The 26,733-nt window shown below is 69.9% G+C and carries 26 protein-coding genes, 1 pseudogene and 2 riboswitches; of the genes and pseudogenes, 6 read left to right on the top strand and 21 right to left on the bottom strand.

The genetic code is table 11. From position 1 onward, the window contains the following. Positions 1-152: 152 nt before the first annotated feature. From H4N64_RS15225 to H4N64_RS15205, 5 genes are all read right to left on the bottom strand, one after another. Positions 153-2,393 carry a putative bifunctional diguanylate cyclase/phosphodiesterase gene (locus H4N64_RS15225; protein WP_186282842.1) on the bottom strand — a complete coding sequence of 747 codons (2,241 nt, stop codon included), beginning with the start codon at positions 2,391-2,393 and terminating at the stop codon, positions 153-155. Positions 2,394-2,663: 270 nt separating this feature from the next. Beyond that, positions 2,664-4,856 carry an NAD-dependent DNA ligase LigA gene (gene ligA, locus H4N64_RS15220; RefSeq protein ID WP_186282841.1) on the bottom strand — a complete coding sequence of 731 codons (2,193 nt, stop codon included), beginning with the start codon at positions 4,854-4,856 and terminating at the stop codon, positions 2,664-2,666. Positions 4,857-4,871: 15 nt separating this feature from the next. Continuing rightward, positions 4,872-5,873, bottom strand: coding sequence for a uroporphyrinogen decarboxylase/cobalamine-independent methonine synthase family protein (locus H4N64_RS15215; protein ID WP_186282840.1), 1,002 nt, complete (start codon positions 5,871-5,873; stop codon positions 4,872-4,874). 28 nt (positions 5,874-5,901) lie between these two features. Continuing rightward, a complete protein-coding gene (locus H4N64_RS15210) occupies positions 5,902-6,600 on the bottom strand; it encodes an SDR family oxidoreductase (RefSeq protein WP_186282839.1) in 699 nt (232 codons plus the stop codon). Between the two features lie 18 nt (positions 6,601-6,618). After that, the gene (locus H4N64_RS15205; RefSeq protein ID WP_186282838.1) at positions 6,619-7,158 is read right to left on the bottom strand and encodes an LOG family protein; all 540 of its coding nucleotides are present in this window, start codon (positions 7,156-7,158) and stop codon (positions 6,619-6,621) included. A gap of 51 nt (positions 7,159-7,209) precedes the next feature. Here H4N64_RS15205 and H4N64_RS15200 point away from each other — a divergent pair, with 51 nt between their 5' ends. Both H4N64_RS15200 and H4N64_RS15195 read left to right on the top strand, forming a co-directional pair. Further along, positions 7,210-7,533 carry a DUF427 domain-containing protein gene (locus H4N64_RS15200; RefSeq protein ID WP_186282837.1) on the top strand — a complete coding sequence of 108 codons (324 nt, stop codon included), beginning with the start codon at positions 7,210-7,212 and terminating at the stop codon, positions 7,531-7,533. A 36-nt stretch (positions 7,534-7,569) separates the two neighbouring features. Beyond that, complete coding sequence (locus H4N64_RS15195) at positions 7,570-8,352, top strand: alpha/beta fold hydrolase (RefSeq protein ID WP_186282836.1); 783 nt, start codon at positions 7,570-7,572, stop codon at positions 8,350-8,352. Positions 8,353-8,368: 16 nt separating this feature from the next. Here the strand turns inward: H4N64_RS15195 and mnmA are convergent, their stop codons facing one another. Continuing rightward, the gene (mnmA, locus tag H4N64_RS15190) at positions 8,369-9,493 is read right to left on the bottom strand and encodes a tRNA 2-thiouridine(34) synthase MnmA (protein WP_186282835.1); all 1,125 of its coding nucleotides are present in this window, start codon (positions 9,491-9,493) and stop codon (positions 8,369-8,371) included. 60 nt (positions 9,494-9,553) lie between these two features. Between mnmA and H4N64_RS15185 the strand changes: the two genes are divergently transcribed. Then, positions 9,554-10,219, top strand: a complete 666-nt coding sequence (locus tag H4N64_RS15185; RefSeq protein WP_186282834.1) for an N-acetylmuramoyl-L-alanine amidase — start codon at positions 9,554-9,556, stop codon at positions 10,217-10,219. 1 nt (position 10,220) lies between these two features. On the opposite strand, the gene H4N64_RS15180 is transcribed toward H4N64_RS15185, so the two are convergent. The 3 genes from H4N64_RS15180 to H4N64_RS15170 form a co-directional block, all read right to left on the bottom strand. Next, positions 10,221-11,384 carry a cysteine desulfurase family protein gene (locus H4N64_RS15180; RefSeq protein WP_186282833.1) on the bottom strand — a complete coding sequence of 388 codons (1,164 nt, stop codon included), beginning with the start codon at positions 11,382-11,384 and terminating at the stop codon, positions 10,221-10,223. A gap of 84 nt (positions 11,385-11,468) precedes the next feature. Further along, positions 11,469-11,735, bottom strand: coding sequence for a DUF4190 domain-containing protein (locus H4N64_RS15175; RefSeq protein WP_186282832.1), 267 nt, complete (start codon positions 11,733-11,735; stop codon positions 11,469-11,471). Between the two features lie 30 nt (positions 11,736-11,765). Then, positions 11,766-11,930, bottom strand: coding sequence for a hypothetical protein (locus H4N64_RS15170; protein WP_186282831.1), 165 nt, complete (start codon positions 11,928-11,930; stop codon positions 11,766-11,768). 134 nt (positions 11,931-12,064) lie between these two features. Here H4N64_RS15170 and H4N64_RS15165 point away from each other — a divergent pair, with 134 nt between their 5' ends. Next, a complete protein-coding gene (locus H4N64_RS15165; RefSeq protein WP_186282830.1) occupies positions 12,065-12,691 on the top strand; it encodes a TetR family transcriptional regulator in 627 nt (208 codons plus the stop codon). A gap of 9 nt (positions 12,692-12,700) precedes the next feature. On the opposite strand, the gene H4N64_RS15160 is transcribed toward H4N64_RS15165, so the two are convergent. The 12 genes and pseudogenes from H4N64_RS15160 to H4N64_RS15105 form a co-directional block, all read right to left on the bottom strand. Continuing rightward, positions 12,701-12,967, bottom strand: a complete 267-nt coding sequence (locus H4N64_RS15160; protein ID WP_186282829.1) for a hypothetical protein — start codon at positions 12,965-12,967, stop codon at positions 12,701-12,703. Positions 12,968-13,025: 58 nt separating this feature from the next. Next, a pseudogene (locus H4N64_RS15155) lies at positions 13,026-14,035 on the bottom strand (helix-turn-helix transcriptional regulator). 32 nt (positions 14,036-14,067) lie between these two features. After that, entirely contained in the window at positions 14,068-14,919 is an 852-nt protein-coding gene (locus tag H4N64_RS15150) for a thioesterase family protein (protein WP_186282828.1), read from the bottom strand. A gap of 60 nt (positions 14,920-14,979) precedes the next feature. Then, the gene (locus tag H4N64_RS15145; protein ID WP_186282827.1) at positions 14,980-15,636 is read right to left on the bottom strand and encodes a TRIC cation channel family protein; all 657 of its coding nucleotides are present in this window, start codon (positions 15,634-15,636) and stop codon (positions 14,980-14,982) included. A 71-nt stretch (positions 15,637-15,707) separates the two neighbouring features. Continuing rightward, positions 15,708-16,937 carry an ABC transporter ATP-binding protein gene (locus tag H4N64_RS15140; protein WP_186282826.1) on the bottom strand — a complete coding sequence of 410 codons (1,230 nt, stop codon included), beginning with the start codon at positions 16,935-16,937 and terminating at the stop codon, positions 15,708-15,710. Then, entirely contained in the window at positions 16,934-18,031 is a 1,098-nt protein-coding gene (locus H4N64_RS15135; RefSeq protein ID WP_186282825.1) for an oligopeptide/dipeptide ABC transporter ATP-binding protein, read from the bottom strand. The genes H4N64_RS15140 and H4N64_RS15135 overlap by 4 nt, the downstream gene beginning before the upstream one ends. Beyond that, positions 18,028-19,035 (bottom strand): ABC transporter permease subunit, encoded by a 1,008-nt coding sequence (locus H4N64_RS15130; protein WP_186282824.1) that lies wholly within the window; start codon positions 19,033-19,035, stop codon positions 18,028-18,030. The genes H4N64_RS15135 and H4N64_RS15130 overlap by 4 nt, the downstream gene beginning before the upstream one ends. Positions 19,036-19,104: 69 nt before the next feature. Continuing rightward, positions 19,105-20,859: an ABC transporter substrate-binding protein gene (locus tag H4N64_RS15125; RefSeq protein WP_472910306.1), complete on the bottom strand. Its 1,755-nt coding sequence runs from the start codon at positions 20,857-20,859 to the stop codon at positions 19,105-19,107. A 58-nt stretch (positions 20,860-20,917) separates the two neighbouring features. Continuing rightward, a complete protein-coding gene (locus tag H4N64_RS15120; protein WP_186282822.1) occupies positions 20,918-21,913 on the bottom strand; it encodes an ABC transporter permease subunit in 996 nt (331 codons plus the stop codon). Positions 21,914-22,235: 322 nt separating this feature from the next. Beyond that, positions 22,236-23,024, bottom strand: a complete 789-nt coding sequence (locus H4N64_RS15115; RefSeq protein ID WP_186282821.1) for an enhanced serine sensitivity protein SseB C-terminal domain-containing protein — start codon at positions 23,022-23,024, stop codon at positions 22,236-22,238. A 166-nt stretch (positions 23,025-23,190) separates the two neighbouring features. Then, positions 23,191-23,958 carry an enhanced serine sensitivity protein SseB gene (locus tag H4N64_RS15110; RefSeq protein WP_186282820.1) on the bottom strand — a complete coding sequence of 256 codons (768 nt, stop codon included), beginning with the start codon at positions 23,956-23,958 and terminating at the stop codon, positions 23,191-23,193. Between the two features lie 68 nt (positions 23,959-24,026). Further along, positions 24,027-24,692, bottom strand: a complete 666-nt coding sequence (locus H4N64_RS15105; protein ID WP_186282942.1) for an AAA family ATPase — start codon at positions 24,690-24,692, stop codon at positions 24,027-24,029. A 169-nt stretch (positions 24,693-24,861) separates the two neighbouring features. Then, positions 24,862-24,957, top strand: a riboswitch (glycine riboswitch). Then, a riboswitch (glycine riboswitch) is annotated at positions 24,958-25,068 on the top strand. It abuts the riboswitch before it with no gap. A gap of 39 nt (positions 25,069-25,107) precedes the next feature. Between H4N64_RS15105 and gcvT the strand changes: the two genes are divergently transcribed. Both gcvT and gcvH read left to right on the top strand, forming a co-directional pair. Then, complete coding sequence (gene gcvT / locus H4N64_RS15100) at positions 25,108-26,226, top strand: glycine cleavage system aminomethyltransferase GcvT (RefSeq protein WP_186282819.1); 1,119 nt, start codon at positions 25,108-25,110, stop codon at positions 26,224-26,226. Positions 26,227-26,324: 98 nt separating this feature from the next. Next, positions 26,325-26,702, top strand: coding sequence for a glycine cleavage system protein GcvH (gcvH, locus tag H4N64_RS15095; protein ID WP_186282818.1), 378 nt, complete (start codon positions 26,325-26,327; stop codon positions 26,700-26,702). Positions 26,703-26,733 lie beyond the last annotated feature (31 nt).

Below are 26,733 nucleotides of genomic sequence, written 5' to 3'. Positions count from 1 at the left end.
CGGCTCGGGGCCCGCGGATGGGAGTGCCTTGCTGGGTCGTATGGCGGCTGCGGCGCCGTCGTGGCAGGTTGCGCCCACGCGGCGGAGCCGCACATCGATACAGCCCCGCGCCCTGAAGGGCGCTATCGCACAGGTGGGCCTGAACTGGCACGTCACTCCGCCGCCGGCAGCGCCGCCCTCGGCCTCTGCCAACCCCGTGATCCCCTCGCCCTCAGCCACGCCGTGGTCTCCTCCGGCGGCATCGCGGCCGCGACCAGCCACCCCTGTACGGCGTCGCAGCCCAGGTCGCGCAGGCGTTCCCAGGTCTCGTCGTCCTCGACTCCCTCGGCGACCACGAGCAGGCCGAGGGAGTGGGCCAGATCCACCGTGCAGCGGACGATCTCGGCGTCCTCGGTGTCCACCGCGAGCCGGGCCACGAACGAACGGTCGATCTTCAGCTCGCTCACCGGGAGCCGCCTGAGGTGCACGAGGGACGAATAACCCGTGCCGAAGTCGTCCAGGGACATCTTCACGCCGTGCCCGGTCAGGCCCGCGAGGGTGTCGGCGGCGCGCTGCGGGTCCTCCAGGAGGACATGCTCGGTTATCTCCAACTGGAGCGCCCCCGCCGGGACGCCGTGCCGGGCGAGCCGGGCGGCGACCGAGCCAGCGAAGCCCGGGGTGTGGACGTCGCGCGGGGAGACATTGACGGCGACCGGGACGTACAGGCCCTGGGCCCGCCACTTGGCGACCTGGGCGAGCGCCGTGTCCAGGACGTACTCGGTCAGATAGGGCATCAGCCCGGAGGACTCGGCGATGGCTATGAACTCGTCCGGCGGCACCTTCCCGCGCTCCGGGTGCACCCAGCGCACCAGCGCCTCAAGGCCCGCCACCTGGCCGTCGAAGCGGACCTTGGGCTGGTAGTGCAGCTGCACCTCGTGCGCGTCCAGCGCCCGGCGCAGATCGCCGAGGAGGCCGAGGCGGTCGGGGGTGTTGGAGTCCCGCTTGGACTCGTACACCTCCACGCCCGTACGGTCCCGCTTCGCCTGGTACATCGCCACGTCCGCGCGGCGCAGCAGGCCCTCGGCGTCCAGGGCGTGGTCCGGGAAGACGGCGACACCGGCGCTGGCCTCCAGGACCAGGGTGAGGCCGTCGAGATCGAGCGGGGAGCTGAGGTCGGCGACCAGACTGCGGGCGACCCGGGTCGCGGACGTCGTGGAGTCGGCGACCGGCAGTAAGACGGCGAACTCGTCACCGCCCAGGCGCGCGGCCTCGGCGCCGCGGGGCAGCGCCAGCCGGAGCCGGTCGGCTATCTGGAGCAGCAGCCGGTCACCGGCGAGATGACCGAGAGTGTCGTTGACCGACCGGAATCGGTCCAGGTCGATCAGCATCAGCGCGGACCGGGCGCCGATCCGCTCGGCGTCGTCGAGCGCGGTCCAGATCCGCTCCAGCAGCCACTGCCGGTTGGGCAGCCCGGTCAGCGGGTCGCGCAGCTGCTCCTCGGCGCGGGCTCGGGCTATCCACAGGGTGGAGTCGAGCGCGATCAGCGGGATGGAGAACAGCGGCAGCAGCACCGGCTTGGCCATGGCGACGACACAGACCAGCGGGGCGATGCCGAGCAGGGCGACCGCGACGAGGCCCTGTCTGACCAGGGCGGTGCGGGCGACGGTGGGCAGTCCTCGGCTGCGCGGGGCGTGCAGGTACCACAGCAGGGTGCGGGTGACCAGGAGGTAGGCGGCGGCGACCAGCACCACCTCGGGGGCGGTGTAGAAGGTCCAGGTGTCGGGGTTCCAGGGGTCCTCGACGGACGGGACCCGGCCGAAGGCGGCCATCACCAGGGCGCCGGCGGCGATGCCGAGGATGTCCACCGAGCCGTGCAGGACGCCCTGCCGCCAGCGGTGGCGGCGGGCTATGCCGACCAGCACGACGACGGTGAGGCTGACCATGCCGGCGGGCACCCAGCCGTAGAGCATCAGGACGGCGAGGGTGAGGGCGGCGCCGGAGCCGGTGCCGCCCCACCAGCGGGCCCGGCCGAGGGCGACGAGGTGGCCGACGATGATGCCGGTGAGCACGGCCAGCGACCAGCCGACGGTGCCGGACGGGAAGAGGGCGTGGCCGCCGGTGAAGGCGCGGTAGAAGCCGGCGCCGAGCACGAAGCCGGCCGCCGCCACGACGGCCGCGGGCAGCGCGGGCCAGGACAGGTGCCGTTCGGCCTCGCTCTCCGCCAGGCCGGGGACGCGCTCGACGGTGAGCTGTGCGGCGCCACGGCCGTCCGCCCCGGTGAGCGGTACCGCGGCGCGTCCGGCCGCGCCCGAGCGCCCGGCGGCCCACCCGGACCAGCGGCTCGCCCGCCAGGCGCCGGTGACCCGGCGCAGGCGCAGCCGTGAGTCCGGGGCGGCGCTCTCGGTCGGTTCCATTCCCGTCCCTCTCACAGCCGGCGGTGCCCACGCCACGCGGCCCGTTGCCCGACAACCCCCGGGCGGCACCGCGTTGGAAAACCCTTCCCCCAGCTCATCAAGAGCAAGGGAATGCCCCAACCGCAGCTGGGCACGGCAGGCGCACATCTCAACAGTAGGCCGCAGAAGGCTTCCACGGGCAGCGGTCGTCGACGGTTGCCCGAATGCGCCCCGGCCACCCGTATGCATCTGGTATGCGCCGATCGGGTGGCCTTCAACCGCTACCGCCGCCTACTCCTCGGTCGGAAGCGCGACTTCGGCCGCCGCCTCGGGACCCTGTTCCAGCAGGACGTCGAAGCCGTCCTCGTTCAGAACGGGCACCTTGAGCTGCATGGCCTTGTCGTACTTCGAGCCAGGATTGTCCCCCACAACCACGAAGGACGTCTTCTTCGAAACCGAACCGGTCACTTTCGCTCCCCGGGTCTGCAGGGCCTCCTTGGCGCCGTCCCGGGTGAAGTGCTCCAAGGTGCCGGTCACGACGACGGTGAGCCCTTCGAGCGGGCGCGGGCCCTCGTCCTCGCCGGAGCCCTCCTCCTCCATGCGGACACCGGCCGCTCTCCACTTGCGGAGGATCTCCTGGTGCCACTCCTCGGCGAACCACTCCTTGAGCGAGGCGGCGATGATCGCGCCGACGCCGTCGGTGCCCGCCAGCTCCGCCTCGCTCGCCTGCTCGATCCGCTCGATCGAGCGGAATTCACGGGCCAGCGCCTCGGCGGCGACCGGGCCCACATGACGGATCGACAGGCCCGTGAGGACCCGGGCGAGCGGGCGCTCCTTGGCCGCCTGGATGTTCTCCAGCATGGCAAGCGCGTTCTTCTTCGGCTCGCCCTGCTGGTTGGCGAAGACCGTCGCGATCTTCTCCTCACCGGTCTTCGGGTCCCGCTTGGGCAGGCCGCTGTCCTGGTCCAGGACGTACGCCTTGATGGGCAGCAACTGCTCGATGGTCAGGTCGAACAGATCGCCCTCGTCGACCAGCGGCGGGTCCTCGGGCTCCAAGGGCTTGGTGAGCGCGGCCGCGGCGACGTAGCCGAAGTGCTCGATGTCCAGCGACTTGCGGCCCGCGAGGTAGAACAGGCGCTCGCGCAACTGGGCCGGGCAGGTCCGGGCGTTCGGGCAGCGCAGGTCGACGTCGCCCTCCTTCATGGGCCGCAGCGCCGTACCGCACTCGGGGCACTCGCTCGGCATCACGAACTCGCGCTCGCTGCCGTCGCGCAGGTCGACGACCGGGCCGAGGATCTCCGGGATGACGTCACCGGCCTTGCGCAGCACCACGGTGTCGCCGATCAGGACGCCCTTGGCCTTGACCACGTCCTGGTTGTGCAGAGTGGCGAACTCGACCTCCGAACCGGCCACCGTCACCGGCTCGACCTGGGCGTACGGCGTGACCCGGCCCGTACGGCCCACTCCCACGCGGATGTTGACCAGCTTGGTGTTGACCTCCTCCGGCGCGTACTTGTACGCGATGGCCCAGCGCGGCGCGCGCGAGGTGGAGCCGAGGCGGCCCTGGAGCGGGATCTCGTCGAGCTTGACGACGACTCCGTCGATCTCGTGCTCCACGGAGTGGCGGTTCTCGCCGTAGTACGCGATGAACTCCCGTACACCGTCGAGGTCGCCGACCACCTTGTTGTGCCGCGAGGTGGGCAGACCCCAGGTCCTGAGCAGGTCGTACGCCTGGGAGAGGCGGGTCAGGCCGTCGAAGCCCTCCAGGGCGCCGATGCCGTGGACGACCATGTGCAGCGGTCGGGTGGCGGTGACGCGCGGGTCCTTCTGGCGCAGCGAACCGGCCGCGGCGTTGCGCGGGTTGGCGAAGGGCTTGTCGCCGGCCGCCACCAGACGGGCGTTGAGCTCCTCGAACTTCTCCATCGGGAAGTAGACCTCGCCGCGGATCTCGACGAGGTCCGGGATGCTGTCGCCGACCAGCCTGTCCGGAATCTCCGTGATCGTACGGACATTGGGGGTGATGTCCTCGCCGGTGCGGCCGTCGCCCCGGGTCGCCGCGCGCGTGAGCCGTCCGTGCTCGTACGTCAGGTTCACGGCGAGGCCGTCGACCTTCAGCTCGCACAGGAAGTGGTACGCGCTGGTGCCGACGTCCTTGTGGACGCGCTCGGCCCAGGCGGCGAGCTCCAGGTCGTCGAAGGCATTGTCCAGGGAGAGCATCCGCTGGCGGTGCTCGACCGCCGTGAACTCCGTCTCGTACGCCCCCGCGACCTTCTGGGTCGGCGAGTCCGGGGTGCGCAGCTCCGGATACTCCTCCTCCAGCGACTCCAGGGAGCGCAGGAGCTTGTCGAACTCCGCGTCGCTGACGACGGGAGCGTCCTTCACGTAGTACCGGAAGCGGTGCTCCTCGATCTGCTCAGCGAGCTTGGCGTGCTTTTCCCGCGCCTTGGCGGGCACCGTCGTCTCCGCTTGCTTGTCGCCGGCCACCGTGTTGTCCTCCCGTTACTCTGGGTTGTCCGCGAGGGATCTCGCCGCCCGGACGCAGTGGGCGAGAGCCTTGCGGGCGTACTCCGGGGAAGCGCCCGCGAGTCCGCACGCCGGGGTGATCGTGACGGACTCCGCGAGAAGCCCCGGTCGCAGCCCCAGCCTGCGCCACAGCGTCCTGACACCCATGACGCTACCGGCAGGGTCTGACAATGGGCCGTCCGTGCCCCGGACGACACCGGCGAACAGCCGGGTGCCCGCCTCCACCGCCTCGCCGATCGTGTCGTCGTCACGCTCGGTGAGGAGCGCGAAGTCGAAGGAGATCGCCATGGCGCCCGCTCTGCGCAGGAGGGCGAAGGGGACGTCCGGTGCGCATGAGTGGACCACGGTGGGGCCGTGGGCGTGAACCCCGAGGACATCGCGAAGCGCGGCCTCGACGACTTGGCGGTCCACGGCCCGGTGCGTCCGATAGCCGCTGGCGGTCTTGACCTGCCCTCTCAGGACCGCGGTGAGGGAGGGTTCGTCGAGCTGGAGTACCAGTTGGGCGCCGGGGATGCGGCGCTGGACCTCCGCGAGGTGGACGCGCAGGCCCTCGGTGAGCGAGGCGGTGAGGTCGCGGCAGGCGCCGGGGTCGGAGAGGGCGGACTCGCCGTTCTTCAGTTCCAGCGCGGCGGCGAGGGTCCAGGGGCCGACGGCCTGCACCTTGAGCTGCCCCTCGTATCCCTGCGTGAACTCCTCCAGCGCGTCGAGGTCTTGGCCGAGCCAGGAGCGGGCACGCTTGGTGTCCCTTCCCGGCCGGTCGCCGATCCTCCATCCGCTGGGCTCCACGCGTGCGTACAGCTCGACGAGCATTCCGGCGGTGCGGCCGATCATGTCGGCGCCGGGGCCGCGGGCGGGGAGCTCGGCGAGGAACGGGAAGTCCTCGAAGGACCCGGTGACCGTCTTGGCGGCCTCCCGGGCATCGCCGCCCGGCATGGATCCGACACCGGTGGCGGGGGCAAAGCTGAAGTGTGCGTTCACGCGGGGAAGCCTACGTAGGTGTGCGGGGTCAGCGGCCCGGGCGGATCGTCACGTCGTTGATTTCCGCGTCCCTTGGGAGGTCCAGGGCCGTCAGGATCGTCGTCGCCACCGACTCCGGGTCGATCCACTTCGACTCGTCGTACTCCTTGCCCTCCTGCTGGTGGACCTTCGCCTGCATAGGGCTCGCCGTACGGCCGGGGTAGACCGACGTGACGCGGACGCCGTTCGCGTGCTCCTCGTGGCGCAGCGAGTCCGCCAGCGCCTTCAGACCGTGCTTGGACGCCGCGTAGGCCGACCATTCGGCATGCGCGTTCAGACCCGCGCCCGAGTTCACGAACACCACATGGCCCCGCGTGGCCCGCAACTGCGGCAGGAAGTGCCGGGTCAGTTCCGCCGGCGCGATGAGGTTGACGTTCAGCTGGTGGCGCCAGGACTTGGGGGTCAGATCGCCCACCCGCCCCAGGTCCACCACACCCGCGATGTGCAGCAGCGAGTCCACCCGGTCCGGGAGCGACTGGTGGGAGAAGGCCCACGACAGCTTGTCGGGGTCGGCAAGGTCACCCACCAGTATCCGCGCTCCGGGAAACTCCGCCGCCAACTCCTTCGCCCGCCCCGCGTCACGCGCGTGCAGCACAAGTTCGTCCCCGCGCGCGTGCAGCCGACGCGCGACGGCCGCGCCGATGCCGGAACCGGCCCCGGTGATCACATGAGTAGCCATGCCGGCCATCGTCGCACTACAGCGCCGTCACTCCACACCCTGGCTCTCCTCCAGATACGCCAGCGCCCCCACCGGCTCCTCCGCGAAGAACACGAGGTCGGTCAGCGGCCGGGGCAGGAAGCCCTCGTTCTCCATGCGGCGGAACTGCTCCTTCAGGCCGTCGTAGAAGCCCGCCGTGTTCAGCAGCACCACCGGCTTGTCCGTGTGCCCGTGCTTCTTGAGCTCCAGGATCTCCGTCGCCTCGTCCAGCGTGCCCGTCCCGCCGACCATGACCACCACCGCGTCGGCCTTCTCCAGCAGCAGCTTCTTCCGCTCGGCCAGATCCTTCGCGATGACCATCTCGTCGGCGCCCTGGTAGGCCTTGGCGGCCAGGAAGCCCACCGAGACGCCGAGCAGCCGCCCACCGGCCTGCTGCACCCCGTCGGCGACCACCTTCATCAGCCCGACGTCGGAGCCGCCCCAGACGAGCGTGTGACCGCCCTTGCCCAGCAGGTTCGCGAACTCCCGCGCGGGGCGGGTGTAACGCTCGTCGAGATCGGCCGCGGAGAGGAAGACGCAGATTCGCATGCGGCCACCGTACGCGGGAAGAACCCACGCCCCACGAGCGCTGCACCAACCATGGCTGATGGACACACGATCACAATCGAGCAGGGCACGCGGCGCGTGCGGGTCGTCCACGACGGCGAGGTCCTCGCGGAGAGCGACCGGCCGCTCGTCCTGCGGGAGACCGGCTGTCCCGTGCGCTACTACCTGCCGGCCGAGGACGTACGGCTGGACCTGCTGACCCCCTCCGACACCCACACGTACTGCCCGTTCAAGGGCACGGCCTCCTACTGGTCGCTGCCGGACGCGGCGGACCTGGTGTGGTCGTACCCGGAGCCCAAACCCGACGTCGCCCAGATCAAGGACCACCTGTGCTTCTACGAAGTAGAAGTGTTGTGACCGATTAGTCCGCCGCCCGATGGCAGTCTGTCGGGCATGGGACACAAGACCATTTCTCGCGACGGCACCTCCCTCGCGTACGACAGCACCGGTGACGGCCCTGCGGTCGTCCTCGTCAGCGGCGCGATGTCCACGGGCGCGACCCTCGCGCCGCTGGCCGGGTCCCTCGCGGAGCGCGGGTTCACCGCGGTCTGGTACGACCGCCGGGGCCGTGGTGAAAGCGGCGACACGGCGCCGTACGACGTGGCCCGCGAGGTCGAGGATCTCGCGGTGCTGATCGACGCGGTGGGCGGTGAGGCGGCGCTGTGCGGGGTCTCCTCGGGCGGCGCGCTGGCGCTGGAGGCGGCGGCGAGCGGGCTGCCGGTGCGTCAGGTGGCCGTGTACGAGACTCCGTTCACCGTGTACGAGGGCGGGAAGGCGGAGTGGGCCGCGTACACCGAGCGCCTGACCGAGGCGCTCGGAAAGGGCAGGCGAGGGGACGCGGTCGAGCTGTTCCTGCGGCTCACCGGGCTCGCCGAGGCGATGATCGAGGGCGCCCGCCAGTCCCCCATGTGGGCCGGCCTGGAGGCCATCGCACCGAGCCTCGCCTACGACGCCGCGGTGCTGGGCGACGGCGGGGTGCCGCGCGAGCGGCTGGCCGCGATCGAGGTACCGCTGCTGGCGGTCGCGGGCGGCGAGAGCCCCGCGTGGATGCGGGAGGCCGCGCAGGCCGTCGCGGAGGCGGCACCGCAGGGCTCGTACCGCTCGCTGCCGGGCCAGACCCACATGGTGGAGCCGCAGGTCCTCGGTCCGGTGCTGGCGGAGTTCTTCGGCGCCTAGTCGTTCGTACGACCGCTCAGGCGACGCCCGCCGTCGCGCGCGTGGTCGTCGAGATCGTCGCCGAGCCCACCACGCGCGTGCCGTCGTACAGGACGATCGCCTGGCCGGGGGCCACGCCTCGGACCGGCTCGGTGAACGTGACCTCCAGGGCACCGTCGATCAGTTCGGCCCTGACCTTGGTCTCGCCGCCGTGGGCGCGGAGCTGGGCGGTGTAGGTGCCGGGTCCTGTGGGGGCGGTGCCGCACCAGCGGGGCTTGATCGCGCGCAGGGCGGTGACGTCCAGGGCGGCGGCCGGGCCGACCGTCACGGTGTTGTCGACCGGGGAGATGTCGAGGACGTAGCGCGGCTTGCCGTCGGCGGCGGGGGTCCCGATGCGCAGGCCCTTGCGCTGGCCGATGGTGAAGCCGTACGCGCCCTCGTGCGTGCCCAGCTTGGTGCCTGATTCGTCGACGATGTCGCCCTCGGCCTTGCCGAGCCGCTTCGCCAGGAAGCCCTGGGTGTCGCCGTCGGCGATGAAGCAGATGTCGTGCGAGTCGGGCTTCTTGGCGACCGCGAGCCCCCTGAGCTCGGCCTCCGCGCGGATCTCGTCCTTGGTCGTCACGGTGTCGCCGAGCGGGAAGAGCGCGTGGGCGAGCTGCTTGTCGTCCAGGACGCCGAGGACGTACGACTGGTCCTTGGCCATGTCGGAGGCGCGGTGCAGCTCGCGGGTGCCGTCCGAGTTCACGATCACCTTGGCGTAGTGGCCGGTGCAGACCGCGTCGAAGCCGAGGGCCAGCGCCTTGTCCAGCAGCGCGGCGAACTTGATCTTCTCGTTGCAGCGCAGGCAGGGGTTCGGGGTGCGGCCCGCCTCGTACTCGGCGACGAAGTCCTCGACCACGTCCTCACGGAAGCGGTCGGCGAGGTCCCACACGTAGAACGGGATGCCGATGACGTCCGCCGCGCGGCGTGCGTCGCGCGAGTCCTCGATGGTGCAACAGCCACGCGCGCCCGTGCGGAACGACTGGGGGTTCGCGGAGAGCGCGAGGTGGACGCCGGTCACGTCGTGGCCGGCTTCCGCGGCGCGGGCGGCGGCTACGGCGGAGTCCACGCCTCCGGACATGGCGGCGAGTACGCGAAGGGGACGCTGCGGGGTGTGAGTCATAACTCTTCAAGAGTACGGGTCCGCGGGAACCGGAGCCCACGAGTATCCGTTGACGATCACATGGGGGCGAGGAAGGCATCCAAGGACACGGACCGGCGCATCGGACGGCGGGCGCTGCTGATCGGTGGCGCGACCGCCGCGGCCGGCACCGCCGTGCTGGCGCGCGACGAGCTGGGGCGGCTGTGGTGGCGCATGCCCGGCGTGGAGAAGCCGCGCAAGGAGGGTGAGGTCGACTTCGCGGGCGCGCGCTGGGTGGCGGCGTCGGACGCGAACTGGCGGCGCGCGGACCGGCCCGACGACTACGGCATCGACATGGTGGTCATCCATGTCACGCAGGGCAGCTTCGACAGCGCGGTGCAGGTGTTCCAGGACCCGGAGCACGGCGCGGCCTCGCACTACATCGTCCGCAAGGACGGCCACATCACACAGATGATCCGCGAGCTGGACGTGGCGTACCACGCGGGCAACCGCGACTACAACGAACGCAGTGTCGGTATCGAGCACGAGGGGTTCGTGGACCGGCCCGAGGGCTTCACGGACGAGATGTACGAGGCCTCGGCGCGGCTCACCGCCCGCATATGCGCCCGCTACGACATCCCCGTCGACCGCGAGCACATCATCGGCCATGTCGAGGTTCCGGGCACGGACCACACGGATCCGGGCGAGCACTGGGACTGGCAGCGGTACATGAAGCTCGTACGGCAGGCGCGTACGGCCGTGGCGTGAGCTAGCTCAGGCCTGCCGCGCGGGCCCTTTCCACCGCCGGGCCGATCGCCTTGGCGACCGCTTCGACGTCGGCCTCGGTGGAGGTGTGGCCGAGGGAGAAGCGGAGGGTGCCGCGGGCCAGGTCCGGGTCGGTGCCGGTGGCCAGCAGGACGTGGCTGGGCTGGGCGACGCCGGCGGTGCAGGCGGAGCCGGTGGAGCACTCGATGCCCTGGGCGTCGAGCAGGAGCAGCAGCGAGTCGCCCTCGCAGCCCGGGAACATGAAGTGGGCGTTGGCGGGGAGGCGGTCCACCGGGTCGCCGCCGAGGATCGCGTCCGGGACGGCCGTGCGGACCGCGGCGATCAGGTCGTCGCGCAGGGCGCCGATCTCCCGCGCGAACCACTCGCGCTGTTCGGCGGCCAGGCGGCCCGCGACCGCGAAGGAGGCGACGGCGGGGACGTCGAGGGTGCCGGAGCGGACCTGGCGCTCCTGGCCGCCGCCGTGCAGGACGGGGACGGGGGCCTGGTCACGGCCGAGGATCAGGGCGCCGATGCCGTACGGGCCGCCGATCTTGTGGCCGGAGACGGTCATCGCGGCGAGGCCGGATTCGGCGAAGTCCACCGGGAGCTGGCCGAAGGCCTGGACGGCGTCGGCATGCAGGGGGATGCCGAACTCGGCGGCGGTCTCGGCGAGTTCGCGGGTCGGCATGATGGTGCCGATCTCGTTGTTCGCCCACATGACGGTGGCCAGCGCCACGTCGTGGGGGTTGCGGGTGATGGCTTCGCGGAGGGCCTCGGGGTGGACTCGGCCGTACTCGTCCACGGGGAGGTACTCGACGGTGGCGCCCTCGTGTTCGCCGAGCCAGTGGACCGCGTCCAGGACGGCGTGGTGTTCGACGGGGGACGCGAGGACCCGGGTGCGGGCCGGGTCGGTGTCCCGGCGGGACCAGTACAGGCCCTTGACCGCGAGGTTGTCGGCCTCGGTGCCGCCGGAGGTGAAGACGACCTCGCTGGGGCGGGCGCCGAGCGCTTCCGCGAGGGTTTCGCGGGATTCCTCGACGGTGCGGCGGGCCTGGCGGCCGGCTGCGTGCAGGGAGGAGGCGTTGCCGGTGACGGTGAGGTGCGCGGCGAGTGCCTCGACCGCCTCGGGGAGCATCGGGGTGGTCGCGGCGTGGTCGAGGTAAGCCATGGTGACGCCGATTCTACGGGGCCTCCTGGCCGGCCTGGGCTGCGCCCGGCGTCGGTGACGGTGCTGTTGGTCAGGGCCTGCTTCTCAGAAGCTCCAGGACACCGTGCCGTCTGCCTGGATGAAGGCCAGCAGGACCACGAGGTCCGCCACTCCCAGGGCCAGGCCCAGGTAGGCGCGGCCTCGGCGATGGGTGCCTCGCCAGAGGGACACCACTGCCAGGGCTATCGCTGTCGGGCCCAGGAAGACGTTCAGGACCAGGAGGCCTACGAGGCCGAGGATGAAGGAGGCTACGGCCATGCCGTCGGCGTCGCGGGCGACGGTGCGGCGGGTGGCCGGGGCGGTGAGTTGCATGGTGGGTCAACTCCCAGGAAGGAAGGCCGGTCAGTGGGTGGTGGTCCGGCGACGGGCGTGGCGCTCGCGGAGCGCGAAGACGGCCAGCCACACGGCGATCACTGCGGCGGCCACGACGGTGAAGCCGAGCGGTGCGTGGGCCACGGTGCCCATGACGACGCCCAGCAGCAGGAGCGCGGCGACGAGGAACAGCATGGGATGGGATCCCCCTCCGAGATGCGTCTCGTTACGTTTCGGTGAACGATTGTAGTTACAGTTGTTCACTGACTTATGAGTCTAGCGCGCCCGACGGCTTTTCAATTCTGGAGAACAGTTGTTAACTGCATGGTATGAGTCACACCCTCGGCATCCGGCAGGCCCAGAAACAGAAGACCCGACAGGCGCTCCTGGACGCCGCGTTGAGGCTGCTGGAGGAGCAGAGCCTGAGCAGTCTGGGCCTGCGCGAGGTCACCCGCGCCGTCGGCGTCGCCCCCACCGCCTTCTACCGGCACTTCCGTTCCACCGCGGATCTCGGCGTCGCCCTCGTCGAGGAGGCGCTCGGCAGTCTGCACCCGATGATCCGGACCACCGTGTCCGCAAATGGCGACCCGGACGAACGCATAGCGCGCGCCGTCGAGTTGATCTCCGGCCATGTGGCGAGGCATCCGGCCCACGTCCGCTTCATCGCGCGCGAGCGGCACGGCGGGGTCCAGCCGGTGCGACAGGCCATCCAGGACCAACTCGCCCGGTTCGGCGAGGAGGTGAAGCACGAGCTCGCCAAGGACCCCGTGTCCACCGGCTGGAGCGACGACGATCTGCTGATGCTGGCCAACCTCTACGTCGACCAGATGCTGATGACGGCCTCGCTGTTCCTGGACGCCCTGGAGGGCACGGAGGAGGAGCGCGAACGCGTCGTCCAGATCGCGACCCGCCGGATGCGGCTGATCAGCATCGGCCGCCATCACTGGCTGGACTGACCCCCGCCGTCAGCCCTGCTGAGCCTGCTGCCCCTGGCCGCCGCCCCGCCCGCCGCAACCACCGCCCTGACCACCACCGCCGGGCCCGCCGCTCGGCATACCTGAAGGCATATCCGAAGGGCCACCGCTCGGCATGCCGGACGGCCGCGCGCAGCTCTTCCGGCCGGAGTCGCCGGTGTCGGAGGACGACGACGAGTCGCCCGAACCGCAGGCCACCAGGGCCAGGGGCGAGAGTGCCAGCAGGGCCACCGCGGAGACGAGTCGCACACGCTTCATGAGAGACAGCTCCAAGAACGATGAGGGAGTCCTGAAGCAGGCACTCAACCAACGCCACTCAGCGCTTCCTTGGGGCCCTCCTGTCCCTGTCCTGCCAGTCGGGCAAAGCGCTTCTCAAGTACAGCTCCGTGACGGAGGTCGCCGTGCGGAGCAGTTCCGCCCGTACCTCCGGCGGCGACAGGACCTCCACCTGGTCGCCGAACGCCAGGAGTTGGCGGGCCTCGCCGAGGAAGCCGTAGGAGAGACGGGCCGTCACCCACTCGCTGCCGTCCTCGGTCTCCGGGAGTACGGTCAGCCAGGGGCCGTTGACGCGGCGGAACAGGTCGACGCGGTCGCTGCGGACTCGGACGGTCACGTCGATCGTGCCGGGGCGCTCCTCCACCTGGCGGCGCAGTTCCGCCCAGGCGTCGGCGAGTTCGACGCCCGGCCGTCGCTTCACCGGGTCCGTCAGGATCGTCGCCGAGCGCACCCGGTCGGCCCGGAACAGGCGCGGTCTCCCCCGGCTGTCGGCGACCAGGTACCAGACGCCCGCCTTGGCGACCAGGCCGTAGGGGTCGACGGTGTACGTCCGGGTCTCGGTCTCCCCGCTGTGGCGGTACCGCAGCTTCAGGCGATGGTCGGTGAAGACCGCGTCCTGCAACACGTCGAGGTCCGCGGCCGGTTGTGGGCCGCCCTTCCAGCGGGTGGCGTCCACGAGGATGCGGCGGGAGGTCACCTCGGCGGCCGGGCGGTGCGGTGCCGGGAGCGCGGCCATCACCTTGCGCAGGGCCGAGCCGAGCGCCGTGTCCAGGCCCAACGCAGCGTGGGCGCCCTGCGCGGCCAGGATGAACAGGGCCCGGGACTCGTCGGCCGTGAGGCCCGTGACGTCGGTACGGAAGCCGGCGAGCAGCTCGATGCCGCCGTGTCGCCCGCGCTCGGCGTAGACCGGAACGCCTGAGGCGGACAGGGCCTCTACGTCCCGGTAGATCGTGCGGACCGATACCTCCAGCCGCTCGGCGAGTTCGGTCGCGTGACGCGGCCGCGGGTTTGCAGCAGCAGAAGGACGGAGAGCAGGCGGTCGGACTTCACGGTGTCAGGCTACGAGGGCCCGACCCCGCAGGTCAGCCGAGACGTACCCGTGCCAGCTGCCTCGACTGGGCCACCAGACGGCCCGCGCTGTCCCAGACCTCCGCGTCCTCCTCCAGGAAGCCGCCCGCCAGGTTGCGGGTCGTGATCGAGACCCTCAGGGGACCCTGGGCCGGGCGGGAGCGGACGTGGACCGTGAGTTCCACCGTCGGGACCCAGCCCTTGATGCCGAGTTCGAAGGCCGTCGGCGGCAGCGCGTCCACCGCCAGGAGCAGCGAGAAGGGGTCCGCGTCGCGGCCGTCGGCCAGGCCGAACCAGGCGCGCATCTCACCCTTGCCGGAGGGGGCACCGAGGGCCCAGCCCAGAGTGGAGGGGTCCAACTTGATCATCAGGCGCTCGGTGATGGCCGAGCTGCCGGGGACGGGGGCGGGACTGTCCTGGGGGCCGAAGCACTGGTCCATCGGCGGGATCGCGGGCGGCTTCGCCGTCGTACGGACGTCGTCGGGGAGCGTGTCGAGGTCGCCGTAGGAGGCGAGGACGCGGATGCGTTCCACTTCCCGGCCCTGCTCGTCGTACTGGAAGAGCGAGGCCTGGCCGGTCGACAGGGTGCGGCCGGTGCGGACCACGGAGGTGCGGACGACCGCCGGGCCGGGCTGGGACGCGGTCAGGTAGTGCGCCGAGATGGTGAACGGGTCGGCGTGCGGCAGGGCGTCGGCGAGCGCACGGCCCAGGACCGCCAGCAGGTAGCCGCCGTTGACGGCGTTGATGATGGTCCAGCCGGCGGAGAGGTCGATGTCGTAGACCCCGGGCTCACGTCGGGTGAGCGCGGTGTCGCGGTCGAACTCGCTGTTGCCGATCGTGGCCTGCGTGGACGCTGCTTCTGGCATGGATGAACCGTACAACAGGTAACTACTAAGCGGTAGCTTTTCTCGGGGGTCCCGGGACGCTCACTCCTCCCGTACCGTCGAGCGCCGGTTCCACGCCCTCGGTGCTCGCCAGTGGTACCGCATCGCGAGCAGGCGCAGAACGAAGGCCGTGACCGCCGCGAGCCCGCTGGTGACGGGGCCGAGAGCGTCGTAACGAATGCACAGGACGACCATCGTGGCGCCGACGATCGCCGGGACCGCATAGAGGTCACGGTCCCAGCGCAGCAGCGAGGGGACCTCGTTGGCGAGCACGTCGCGCAGGACGCCGCCGCCGACCGCGGTGGCCAGGCCCAGGGCGGCGGAGGCGGTGAGGCCGAGGCCGTGGTCGTACGCCTTCGTCGTGCCGGTGACACAGAACAGGCCGAGGCCGGCCGCGTCGAAGACGTTCACGCCGGTCTGGATGCGCTCCACCTGCGGGTGCAGGAAGAAGACCAGGAGCGCGGCGAGCAGCGGAGTGAGGAAATACCCCAGATCCGTGAAGGCGGCGGGCGGTACGGAACCGATGATCAGGTCCCGGAACAGCCCTCCGCCCAGCGCCGTGACCTCGGCGAGGACGGCGATGCCGAAGACGTCGAAGTTCTTGCGGACCGCCAGCAGGGCGCCGGAGATGGCGAAGACGAAGATGCCGATCAGGTCGAGCGTGTGCTGGACGGACGGGGTGAAGAGTTGCTGGAGCACCCTGCCATTCTCACCCAAAGACGAGCCCCCGCCTTTCATTGCAAGGCGGGGGCTCGGTCAGACTTGGGGTACTAGTCCTTCTTGTCGGTGGCTTCCGGCTTGCCGGAAGCTTCCTCGGTGGACTCCTCGGCAGTCGCCTCCACCTCCGCCGCCACGGCTGCCGAAGTCTCCGCCGACTCCGCCAGCACCTCGTCGGACACCAGCTCCGCCGCCTCCTTCGCGGCGGTCAGCAGGACCGTGTCCTGCGGGGCCTGGTCCTCGAAGTTCTCCGGGTGGTGGCAGGCGACCCGCTGACCGGGGCGCAGCTCAAGCAGCGGCGGCTCGGTGGTCTTGCAGACCTCCGTCGCCTTCCAGCACCGCGTGTGGAAGCGGCAGCCGCTCGGCGGCGCGATCGGCGAGGGCACGTCACCGCGGAGCAGGATGCGCTCGCTCTTGGTGCCCCGGCGCTTGGGGTCCGGCACCGGCACGGCCGACATCAGGGCCTTGGTGTACGGGTGCATCGGGGACTCGTACAGCGAGGTGCGGTCGGCCAGCTCGACGATCTTGCCGAGGTACATCACCGCGATGCGGTCCGAGACATGGCGTACGACGGACAGGTCGTGCGCGATGATCACGTACGTGAGGCCGAGCTCCTGCTGGAGGTCGTCCATCAGGTTCACGACCTGCGCCTGGATCGACACGTCGAGGGCGGAGACCGGCTCGTCGGCGACGACCAGCTTCGGCTTCAGGGCGAGCGCCCGGGCGATGCCGATGCGCTGGCGCTGACCGCCGGAGAACTCGTGCGGGTAGCGGTTGTAGTGCTCGGGGCTGAGGCCGACCAGCTCCAGCAGCCGCTGGACCTCCTTCTTCACCCCGCCCTCGGGCTCGACGCCCTGGAGCCGGAAGGGCGCCGAGACGATCGAGCCGATGGTGTGCCGGGGGTTCAGGGAGCCGTACGGGTCCTGGAAGATCATCTGGATGTCCCGCCGCAGCGGGCGCATCCCGGCCGTGTTCAGCCGCGTGATGTCCTTGCCCTCGAAGTGGATCGAGCCGCCCGTCGGGTCCTGGAGCCGGGTGATGACCCGCCCCATCGTCGACTTGCCGCAGCCCGACTCGCCGACCACGCCCAGGGTCTCGCCCTTGCGCACCTCGAAGTCGATGCCGTCGACGGCCTTGACCGCGCCGACCTGGCGCTGGAGCACGCCCTTGCGGATCGGGAAGTGCTTCTGCAGGCCCTCGACCTTGAGCAGCACCTCGCGCTCTTCCGCGGGAGCCGACGTCTGCGCCGGGACGGTCACGTCCGATTTCTTGGTTTCACTCACAGCTTCGGCGCAATCTCTTCGGTCCAGATCCGCGTGCGGTCCTCGGGCGAGAGGTGGCAGGCGGAGAAGTGTCCGGTGCCGACCTGCGTCAGCTCGGGGCGCACGGTGCGGGTGACATCGCCCTTGGGGACGTCCGCGTACGGGCAGCGGGGGTGGAAGGCGCAGCCCGAGGGGACGTTGATGAGGCTCGGCGGCTGGCCCTTGACCGGGATGAGCCGCTCGGAGGTCTCACGGTCGATGCGGGGCATCGAGCCGAGCAGGCCCCAGGTGTACGGGTGTTGCGGCCGCTCGAAGATGTCGTCGACCGGGCCGCGCTCCACGCACCGGCCGCCGTACATCACCAGCACGTCGTCGGCGATCTCGGCGACCACACCGAGGTCGTGGGTGATGAGGACGACCGCCGAGCCGAACTCCTTCTGCAGATCCCGGATGAGGTCGAGGATCTGCGCCTGGACGGTGACGTCGAGGGCGGTCGTCGGCTCGTCCGCGATGAGCAGTTCGGGGTTGTTCACCAGCGCCATGGCGATCATCGCGCGCTGGCGCATACCGCCGGAGAACTCGTGCGGATAGCCGTCGACGCGCTTGGCGGGCTCGGGGATGCCGACCCGGTCGAGCATCTCGATGGCCCGCTTGCGCGCGACCTTCTTGCTGACGTCGTGGTGGACGCGGTACGCCTCCACGATCTGGTTGCCGATCGTGTAGTACGGGTGCATCGCGGACAGCGGGTCCTGGAAGATCATCGCCATCTCGCGGCCGCGCAGCCGGCGCACCTCGTCCGGGTCGGCGGTGACCAGTTCCTTGCCGTCGAGCCAGATCTCGCCGGACATCTGGACGTTCTTGCCGCGTGCGCCGAGCCGGTGCAGGCCCATGATCGCCAGCGAGGTGACCGACTTGCCGGAGCCGGACTCGCCGACGATGGAGAGGGTCTTGCCCTTCTCCAGCTTGAAGCTGAGCCCGTCGACGGACTTGACCAGGCCGTCGTCGGTCGGGAAGTGCACCTTGAGGTCGCGGACTTCGAGGAACGCGGTGGGCGCGTCGGAGGAGGCCTTCACGGGCTCCCCCACTGCGGCACCGGTCTTGGAGAGTTCGGTCACGAGAGCCTCACCCGCGGGTCGGCGGCGGCGTACAACAGGTCCACCAGGAAGTTTGCGATCACGACGAAGAAGGCGGCGAGCAGGGTGACGCCGAGGATCGGGGGCAGGTCGTTGTCCCGGATGGACTGCACCGCGTACTCACCGATGCCGTGCAGGGAGAAGACCGTCTCGGTGATCACGGCACCACCGAGCAGCAGTCCGAGGTCCATGCCGAAGACGGTGATGATCGGGGTCAGCGCGGCCCGCAGCCCGTGCTTGGCCACGACGTTCCGTTCGCGCAGGCCCTTGGCGCGGGCCGTGCGGATGAAGTCCTCGTTCATCGTCTCCAGCATGCCCGAGCGGGTGAGCCGTGCGTAGATGGCCGAGTAGAGCAGGGCGAGTGAACACCACGCCGGGAAGAGGGTGTTGGCCCACTGCGCCGGGTTCTCGGTGAACGGGACGTACGTGCGGCCGAAGATCGGCCACTGGAAGGTGAAGAGGAACAGCGCGAGCTGGCCCGTGAAGAACATGGGCAGCGAGACACCGGCGAGGGCGATGCCCATGAACGTCCGGTCGGCGAACGACCGCGGCTTGAGCGCGGAGATCACGCCGGCCGTGACACCGCCCACCAGCCACATGACTGCGGCGCCGACGGCCAGGGAGATCGTCACCGGCAGACGGTCGGTGAGCTGCGGCCACACCTCGACGTGGGTCTTGAAGGAGTAGCCGAAGCACGGCGCGTTGCACTGCGCCGTGGTGGGGCCCAGGTCATAGGTGGCGCCGGAGACAATCCCCTTGATGAAGTCCCAGTACTGGACGTACACGGGCTGGTCGAGACCGAGGTTCTGCTTGACCGCTGCGATGTCGGCCTTCGTGGGACTCTTCCCGATGTACTGCTGAGCCAGCTGGTCGGCCGTCTGGCCGGCGAGCCGGGGCAGCAGGAAGAAGATCGCGAAGGTGACCGCGGTGACGACCAGCAGCAGGATCACCGCTGCGATCATCCGGCGGAGGATATACGAGATCACGGGGATCGGCGCTGGTGCCCGCGGGCCGCGAAGCCCGCGGGCACCAATGCCTTCACCTGCCTTCCGGGGCTACTTCTTGGTCGTGCCGATGTTGAGGTAGTCGTACTGACCGCTGAAGGCCGCCGTCGAGACCAGGTTGGTGAAGCCGGCCGGGCGGTACAGCAGGACCTTGAAGTAGGACAGCGGAACGAGGGCCGCCTCCTCCATCGTCTTCTTGTCGATCTCGGCGTAGAGGGAGTTGCGCTTGGCCTCGTCCTCGGTGCCGATCGCCTCCTCCAGCATGGAGTTGACGTCCGCGTTGTCGAGCTGCGACAGGTTGGTGTTGCCGGACTCGCCGATCGCGTCACCGTGCAGGATCTGCTGCTCGAAGCCGTAGCCCGACGGCCAGTCGGCACCCCACTGCATCATGTGGAGGCCGATGTTCTCCTTCTTGTTGAACTTCGGCACACCCGCGTTGTCGGTGAAGTACTTGCCCGACGGGTACTGCTTCAGGGTGGCGTCGATGCCGGCCTTCTTCAGCGAGTCGATGATCGCGGTGGCCGCGTCGATCTCCTGCGGACGGTCGCTGCGCGCCGAGATGTTGGTCTTGATCGACGTCTTGCCGCAGGCCTTCAGCTGCTCCTTGGCCTTGGCGACGTCACCCTTGTTGTCCGGGGTGGCGTAGAGGTCGGTCTTCTCGTAGCCCGGGATGTCCGGCGGCAGGACGGTGGTGGCGATGTCGCCGCGGATCGGGCCGCCGAGCGCGGTCTGGACGGAAACCTTGTCGACCGCGTACTGCACGGCCTTGCGGCACTCGACCTTGTCGAACGGCGCGAGCTTGGTGTTGATCGCCATGTAGACCAGACGGCCACCGTAGGTGTTGTCGGTGTTGGCCTTCAGCTCCGAGGAGTTGACGACCTTCGCCTGCGTCGCGGCCTGGACACCCGTACCACCGAGGTCGATGGCGGTGCCCGCCTGGACGTCCTGGTCGATGGTCTCGGCGTTGACCTTCAGCTTGACGACGATCTTGTCCGGGTACTGCTTGCGCAGCGGGTCGGTCGCGGCGTCCCAGTTCTCGTTGCGGACGAGGACGACCTGCTTGCCCTCCTCGTAGCTCTCGAACTTGTACGAGCCCGAGGACACGACGTCCTTGACGTAGTCGATGCCGGTGTCCTTGGCCTTCGGCACCGGAGCCGTCTGCGGGGTGGCGACCAGGTAGTCGAACTCCTGGAAGGCGCGGTTGAGCTTGAAGACGATCGTGGTGTCGTCCGGCGTCTCGATGGACGCGAGGCCCTTCTCGCTCTTGTCCTTGTACGGACCCTTGTACTTGTCGCCGCCCTCAAGGAACTGCTGGAAGTAGTTCGGGCCGAGCGAGAGCACGTCACGCGCGAAGTTGGAGCGCTCGACGGCGTACTTGACGTCCTTGGACGTGATCGGCGTGCCGTCCTCGTACTTGAGGCCCTCACGCAGCTTGTACGTCCAGGTCTTGCCGCCGTCGCTGGGCTCACCCGGAGCCGCCGCGAGGTCCGGGACCAGCTCGTTGCCGGCCTCGCCGGCGGCGGGCTTGAACGTCATCAGCGGGCGGGCGTACAGCCGGCTGAGGTTGTACATGTACGCGTAGTACGTGTTGCCCGGGTCGAAGGAGTCCGGCACGTCCGAGTACTCGTACGTGACCGTGCCCCCCTTCGCGTCGGAGGCGTTGACGACACCCTTGGTCGCCGCGTTGGCACCGGCCGACTTGCTGCCGTCGCCATTGTCCTTGTCGTCATCGGCCTTGCTGCAACCCGAAAGCACCAGGCTGACAGTGCCGATGGCCGCGATGGCGGCCAGCGCTGACCTTCGCATGATGGTCTGCTTCCCCTCCATAGTTGGAAACTTGATGGGCTCTCGACGCGGCCGCATGTCAGCGGCTGCGCGGGTCGAGAGCGTCACGGAGTCCGTCGCCGAGCAGGTTGAACGCCAGGACGGTGACGAAGATGGCGAGGCCCGGCACGATCATGAACTGCGGATCGACCTCGTAGAAGTCGACCGCCTGGTTGAGCATGCCGCCCCACGACGCCTGCGGTGGCTGGATGCCGACGCCGAGGAAGCTCAGGCTGGCCTCGAAAAGGATGTTCGTCGGGATGAGCAGCGTCGAGTAGACGATGATCGGGCCGACCAGGTTGGGGAGGAGCTCCCGGAACAGGATGTACGGACCCTTGGCGCCCATGCCCCGGGAGGCGTCGACGAATTCACGCTCCCTGAGCGCCAGGGTCTGGCCGCGGACGATGCGGCCCAGATACGGCCAGTTGAAGAAGCCGATGATGAAGATCAGCACGGTGATGTGCAGCGGCAGACCTTCCAGGCCGAACGCACCGCCCTGCAGCGTCGCCGAGATGGCGATGGCGAACAGCAGCAGCGGGAAGGCGAGGAAGGTGTCCATCAGACGGCTGATGATCGCGTCCACCCGCCCTCCGTAGTAGCCGGCGATCACACCGAGGACCGTGCCGATGGTGTTGGACAGGATGGTGGCCCCGAACGCGACGACCAGGGACACCCAGGAGCCCTCCAGGATGCGGGTGGCGATGTCCCGCCCGAACTTGGGCTCGACGCCCAGCGGGTGGTCCGCGCTCATGCCGCCCCAGCTCCCGGTGGGCAGTGAGGTGTTGGGGTCGATCAGATCCTGGTTGAAGGCGTTGGGGTCGAGACCGAAGAGTGCCTGGATGGGCCGGGCCAGGAGGGCGAGCAGCACCAGCAGGATGACGACGATGCCGCCGGCCACGGCGACCCTGTCCTTCTTGAACCGGGTCCAGGCGATCTGCCCAAGGGAACGGCCCTCGATCTGCCCCTTGTCGGCGCCACTGAGCACAGCTTCCGGCTGTGCCTCGGCTGCCCCGGTGGTCTCGATCGGTGCGGTCACAGTGACCCGACCCCTCTCGCCGGTGGTAACCGGCCTACGCCTGCCGTGGATTACGGCTTTGTCGACTTGCACTCGATCACAGGATCGACCGACCCCATGTCTGACTCGGGAGTCTTCAGCGTCGTCACGATCACCCGCCAGATCTGGCGGCGAAAGTATGCGCAACCGTGATGATGCACTGGGGATTCCGTTATCCGAACAGCAGATAACGGACGCCGGACGGGAAGGAGTTTGGACATATCGGACGTTCGGTGACCTTCGGCGTCATCTACGCGCGAAGAAATGTGTCGAGTGCGTGAACGGTCGGCAGCCTGTCACGACGTCAGTATCCGCCGTGTACCGGCGGGTAGCCATATCCGGCGGCGGGCGCCTGGGCCGCGTGTGCCTCACGGTCGTAGAACGGACGGACGCTCGCCCGCATCCACATCGCGACCGGGTCGTACTCGTCGGACATCGCCACCGTCGACACCGGCAGCCCGTCCGGGACGGCGCCGATGGACTGCTGCATCATCGCGCGCACCGAGTCCACGGCGGGCGGGCTGGTGTCGTACACATCGAGACCGATGGCGAGGTACGGCGCCCCGAGCGCGGGCTGCACCCAGGCGCGGCGCAAAGCGCGGACGGCCGGGGTGCGGTGGGCGTTCTGCGCGAGCAGGGCGTAGAAGTGCGGGATCTCGATGCCGGGTTCCGACAGCCGCAGCGGGCCCGCGGGCAGGCGGTCCAGGCCCGTGGCGATACGGCGCAGGTCGAGCCAGGGGATGCCGACGCCGCCGCCCGGGGCGTGCGGGTTCAGCCAGAGGCCGTAGTGGTCCGGGTACAGGGTGCGGGCCACGTCGACTCCGTCGACGACTTCGTAACTGCGGTTCCAGCCGCTGGCCGACAACTCCTGGGCGGAGGTCACGCAGGGCGCGTAGCCGTAGCCGTCGACCTCCATGTTCCCGTACTGGGCATCAGGGGAGCCGGCCTGGCCGTGCCACAGCAACATCCAGATCTGGCCGGAGTTCGGGGTCGCGAGCGCGCGCAGGAGCGCCTCGTAGGCGTCGTAGCGCCCGGGCGTGACCTGGCGCAGCATGTGCTCGACCTGCCCGGCCGCGATGCCGCTGGCGCTCACCTGTACCGCCCCTTCACTTACGTCGACCGAGCCGTGACCCTAGCTTAAGGCCGCCTACGGGAGTGGGACTTGCCGCGGTGCTGCGTCTGCGGATGCGTTGTGGTTTCTCGCGCCCACGCGGCCGAGCCGCAGATCGACACAGCCCCGCGCCCCTTGGGTGACTCCACTAACCCTGCGTATAGAAGGGCCGTACTTTCTGCCGCATCCACTCCGCCACCGGGTCCTGCGCTGCCATGTCCAGGAGGATCAGGTTGACCGGCCAGTGGACCGGGACCCTGCCCAGGGCTCGGCCCAGGGCGTCCATCGGGCGGGTGCGGAGGTCGCCCTCCCAGTTGGAGAGTTCCACTCCTACGAACATCACCGGGTCCGCCGTTTCGATGGCGGCGAGGCAGCGGCGGGCCGTTGTGACGACGCCCGTCCCGGCGAACTCCGCCGAGGCCGCGGCAAGGAAGTCCACCGGGTCGTCCTGCCAGTCCGGTTCGTAGAGCTTGACGCGGCCGCCGCTCGCGGGGCCGTCCAGCGGGGTGCGGCCCACGCGGCACAACTCGGCGACTGCCGGGGGCGGGAGGGGGATTCCCACCACGCCGTCCGGATTGACCGCTATGCCCACCTGTGGGGGCAGGCCGCGGGCGAACTCCACCGCCGGGGCGATCGTGTACGACATGTGCGAGCCGACAACCTGACGGAACTGTTCCTCGGAGCTGAAGACCGGGACGTAGGCCTGGCCCTCGATCTCCAGTGTGGGCAGGTCCAGCGGGCCGCTGTTCGGGCCGCCGCCGGACGGCAGCGGGACCCAGAGGAAGCTGCGCCCGAGGACCTCGATGATCCGGCCGCCCGCTGTGGGCACGCCGAGGGAGGCCGAGAGCACCTCCTCCAGCTCGTTGCCGGGCCATCCGCCATGCGGATGGGGGTGTGCCTGCGCCGGGAAGTCCATCTGTCTGACCGCCTGCCATGAACCACTGATGTGGCTGAAAAGGCTAGCGCCTGCGCAGGCACCCGGCCTCAGCCCGTGAAGCCGATCCGCCGCAGGACGCCCGCCGCGGGCCGGTCGATCAGCACCGCCGAGCCGCAGCCCTGGGGCAGCTCGCCCTTCTCCACCGCGCGCAGCAGCCGGCCCGCCGCGGAGCGGTGCCGCAGGAAGGCGTACCGCGAGACACCGCGACCGCGCTCGCGCTGGCCCTCCAGCGCCTGGTCCGGGGTGACGTCGAGGAGCAGCAGATGCAGGGTGCCGCCCCGGCGCCGCGCCTCGCGGGCCAGCCAGCCGCGCACCCAGGCCTGCGTACCGCAGTCGTGCACGACGACACCCTTCCCCGAGCGCAGCGCGCGCCACAGCCCGGCGTAGTGGGCGAGCCGGACGAGGGGACGGTAGACCGCGTACGGCAGGAAGCCCGGCATCCGGGCGTCCCAGCGGTCGCGGGTGTCCTGGGAGTCGATACGGAAGCCCTTCACCGCGCGCTTCATCAGCGTGGACTTGCCGCTGCCGGGCAGGCCGGTGATCACGACCAGGTCCTTGGGCCCGAAGAGCAGGGCGTGCGGGCTGCGACCGTCCCTGTCCCGCAGATCGCGCACGACCGCGGCCGGGCACGCCTGCAGAACGGGGGCAGCCGGCTGCCGGGGCACCGCGATGCCCGTAGTGGTCGCATACGCCGTGGTCCTGTTCAACGTGATCGTCCTCCCCTGGGTCAGGTAGGGCACCTGCCCGTTGAGCGTAAAGAGAAGGTAATGCCGAATGCCTCGCGTTTCTGTACGCGTACCGCCACAGCCCGGTTACAGATGCGGCCTGCCGCGATCGGACCGAGCGTGCAATGATGTCCGCGCCAACTGCATACCGGCCGTTTGAATCCGCGCGGGAGAGTTCCCAGCCTTCAGCTGGGGCGCCGAAGGAGCAAGTCCCTCCCTTGAATCTCTCAGGCCCCGTTACCGCGCGGGCGAGGCACATCTGAAAAGCGGGCCGCCGTTTCCCGGTGGCCCCACCCAAGGTGCAAGCCAGGATCTTTTGCCGATCATGGCGAACCTCTCAGGTTCCGATGACAGATGGGGAGGAACAACCTCGCCCGTCATGCCCTTGGGAGACGACCGTCCGATGAGCAGTACCGAACCCCGCCGTACCGCCCTCGATGCCCTGCATCGCTCGCTGGGCGCGACGATGACCGACTTCGCCGGCTGGGACATGCCGCTGCGTTACGGCTCCGAGCGCGACGAGCACAGCGCCGTGCGCACCAAGGCCGGCCTCTTCGATCTCTCCCACATGGGCGAGATCACCGTCACCGGTCCGGAGGCCGCCGCGCTGCTGAACTTCGCGCTGGTCGGCAACATCGCCTCGGTCGGCGTCGGCCGTGCCCGCTACACCATGATCTGCCGGGCGGACGGCGGCATCCTCGACGACCTGATCGTCTACCGGCTGGCCGAGACCGAGTACATGGTCGTGGCCAACGCCTCCAACGCCCAGGTGGTGCTGGACGCGCTGGTGGACCGTTCCGCCGGGTTCGACGCCGAGGTGCGCGACGACCGGGACGCCTACGCGCTGATCGCCGTCCAGGGCCCCGAGTCGCCGGGCATCCTGAAGTCGCTCACCGATGCCGACCTCGACGGCCTGAAGTACTACGCCGGGCTGCCCGGCACCGTCGCGGGCGTCCCGGCGCTCATCGCGCGCACCGGCTACACCGGCGAGGACGGCTTCGAGCTGTTCGTGGCGCCCTCCGACGCCGAGAAGCTGTGGCAGGCGCTCACCGAGGCGGGCGCGCCCGTCGGGCTGATCCCCTGCGGCCTGTCCTGCCGGGACACCCTGCGCCTTGAGGCGGGCATGCCGCTGTACGGGCACGAGCTGACGACGGAGCTGACTCCCTTCGACGCCGGTCTCGGCCGCGTGGTGAAGTTCGAGAAGGAGGGCGACTTCGTGGGGCGCGAGGCGCTCACCGAGGCCGCCGAGCGTGCGAAGACCGATCCGCCGCGCGTTCTCGTCGGCCTGATCGCCGAGGGCCGCCGCGTCCCGCGCGCCGGGTACCCGGTCGTCGCGGGCGGCGAGGTCATCGGCGAGGTCACCTCCGGCGCCCCCTCCCCCACGCTGGGCAAGCCGATCGCGATGGCATACGTCGACGCCGCGCACTCGGCGCCCGGCACCACGGGCGTCGGCGTGGACATCCGGGGCAGCCACGAGCCGTACGAGGTCGTGGCGCTGCCCTTCTACAAGCGCCAGAAGTAGACACTGGGCGTGACCCTGCGCACATTCCCGCTGCTCACGCATGTATCCAGCAGTCCCCCATTCACCAGCACTCCCCCGCGTACAGGAGAATTCAGGCCATGAGCAACCCCCAGCAGCTGCGCTACAGCAAGGAGCACGAGTGGCTGTCGGTCGCCGAGGACGGCGTCTCGACGGTCGGCATCACGGAGTTCGCGGCCAACGCGCTCGGTGACGTCGTCTACGCCCAGCTCCCCGAGGTCGGCTCCACGGTGACCGCGGGTGAGTCCTGCGGCGAGCTGGAGTCCACCAAGTCGGTCAGCGACCTCTACGCCCCGGTCTCCGGCGAGGTCACCGAGATCAACGAGGACGTCGTCAACGACCCCTCGCTGGTGAACTCCGCCCCGTTCGAGGGCGGCTGGCTGTTCAAGGTACGCGTCTCGGAGGAGCCGGCCGACCTGCTCTCCGCCGACGAGTACACCGCCTTTTCCGCCGGCTGAGGAGTCGTAGACGCATGTCCGTCCTGAACAC

The sequence above is a fragment of the Streptomyces cupreus genome (assembly GCF_014257025.1).
Classification (GTDB): domain Bacteria; phylum Actinomycetota; class Actinomycetes; order Streptomycetales; family Streptomycetaceae; genus Streptomyces; species Streptomyces cupreus.
Note: the sequence above shows the minus strand (reverse complement) of the source record. Positions and strands in the feature narration are given on the sequence as shown.

What these genes read in the sequence shown, in the direction of transcription:
- H4N64_RS15225 (WP_186282842.1), bottom strand. Translation starts at nt 2,393, where the DNA reads ATGGAACCGACCGAGAGCGCCGCCCCGGACTCACGGCTGCGCCTGCGC.
- H4N64_RS15210 (WP_186282839.1), bottom strand. Translation starts at nt 6,600, where the DNA reads ATGGCCGGCATGGCTACTCATGTGATCACCGGGGCCGGTTCCGGCATC.
- H4N64_RS15205 (WP_186282838.1), bottom strand. Translation starts at nt 7,158, where the DNA reads ATGCGAATCTGCGTCTTCCTCTCCGCGGCCGATCTCGACGAGCGTTAC.
- H4N64_RS15200 (WP_186282837.1), top strand. Translation starts at nt 7,210, where the DNA reads ATGGCTGATGGACACACGATCACAATCGAGCAGGGCACGCGGCGCGTG.
- H4N64_RS15195 (WP_186282836.1), top strand. Translation starts at nt 7,570, where the DNA reads ATGGGACACAAGACCATTTCTCGCGACGGCACCTCCCTCGCGTACGAC.
- mnmA (WP_186282835.1), bottom strand. Translation starts at nt 9,493, where the DNA reads ATGACTCACACCCCGCAGCGTCCCCTTCGCGTACTCGCCGCCATGTCC.
- H4N64_RS15185 (WP_186282834.1), top strand. Translation starts at nt 9,554, where the DNA reads ATGGGGGCGAGGAAGGCATCCAAGGACACGGACCGGCGCATCGGACGG.
- H4N64_RS15180 (WP_186282833.1), bottom strand. Translation starts at nt 11,384, where the DNA reads ATGGCTTACCTCGACCACGCCGCGACCACCCCGATGCTCCCCGAGGCG.
- H4N64_RS15175 (WP_186282832.1), bottom strand. Translation starts at nt 11,735, where the DNA reads ATGCAACTCACCGCCCCGGCCACCCGCCGCACCGTCGCCCGCGACGCC.
- H4N64_RS15170 (WP_186282831.1), bottom strand. Translation starts at nt 11,930, where the DNA reads ATGCTGTTCCTCGTCGCCGCGCTCCTGCTGCTGGGCGTCGTCATGGGC.
- H4N64_RS15165 (WP_186282830.1), top strand. Translation starts at nt 12,065, where the DNA reads ATGAGTCACACCCTCGGCATCCGGCAGGCCCAGAAACAGAAGACCCGA.
- H4N64_RS15160 (WP_186282829.1), bottom strand. Translation starts at nt 12,967, where the DNA reads ATGAAGCGTGTGCGACTCGTCTCCGCGGTGGCCCTGCTGGCACTCTCG.
- H4N64_RS15150 (WP_186282828.1), bottom strand. Translation starts at nt 14,919, where the DNA reads ATGCCAGAAGCAGCGTCCACGCAGGCCACGATCGGCAACAGCGAGTTC.
- H4N64_RS15125 (WP_472910306.1), bottom strand. Translation starts at nt 20,859, where the DNA reads ATGCGAAGGTCAGCGCTGGCCGCCATCGCGGCCATCGGCACTGTCAGC.
- H4N64_RS15110 (WP_186282820.1), bottom strand. Translation starts at nt 23,958, where the DNA reads ATGGACTTCCCGGCGCAGGCACACCCCCATCCGCATGGCGGATGGCCC.
- gcvT (WP_186282819.1), top strand. Translation starts at nt 25,108, where the DNA reads ATGAGCAGTACCGAACCCCGCCGTACCGCCCTCGATGCCCTGCATCGC.
- gcvH (WP_186282818.1), top strand. Translation starts at nt 26,325, where the DNA reads ATGAGCAACCCCCAGCAGCTGCGCTACAGCAAGGAGCACGAGTGGCTG.